Consider the following 615-nt stretch of genomic DNA (forward strand, 5'->3'; position numbering starts at 1 on the left):
CCAAGTTGATCTGCCTGGCCAGCTCCGGTGGTACTCTGTGGGCAATCTCTGCCAAGGCAAGCTTTCAGCGTTTTGCCGAGGCAGCTGAAGCCCTTCTTCTCTTCCGGCTAGCGTCGTAGCACTTGTCATGCAAGCACTCTGCTGTGTCAGCCTCTGCGCCGTCTGGCCACGGGGCTTGAAATACATGTCGGGGCAGAGCACCGCTTGCTATGGCACGCTTGAGGTCTAACCCCTCCGTCAAGGGGACGTCCCGCAAGCGGGCCGCCCCTTACGTCGAACGTTAGGTTGCATGGTCTCGCTTCCGTGCCAACTCGAGTCGCTTCGAGCCAGCGATGCGCCGTCGTTCACTCGTCTGTTCTCCGAGACCATCGTCCGTGCTTTCTTGGGTGGCCCCCTATCTCCTCAGTTGGCCGAGCAGCGGGCCGCCGAGCTGATCTCCCACTCGGCGCAGTCCTGGGCCGTTCGCTCAGCTCCAGGCAGCCCAGTCTTTCTTGGCGTCGTTCTCCTGGACCGGCACCACGATCTCGAAGACCTTGAGGTTTCCTATCTCTTCTTGCCCGAGCATTGGGGCCGTGGCTACGCGAGGGCAGCCGTCAAGCAGGCGCTGGCCTACGC

1 protein-coding gene is annotated in these 615 nt (G+C 62.1%); it reads left to right on the top strand.

What is annotated here, in order from left to right; translation table 11 throughout:
* Positions 1-289 precede the first annotated feature (289 nt).
* A partial coding sequence (locus AACH06_RS30245) for a GNAT family N-acetyltransferase (RefSeq protein ID WP_423222105.1) occupies positions 290-615 on the top strand: 326 nt, incomplete at its 3' end.

The organism is Ideonella lacteola (assembly GCF_038066555.1).
GTDB lineage: Bacteria > Pseudomonadota > Gammaproteobacteria > Burkholderiales > Burkholderiaceae_C > Ideonella > Ideonella lacteola.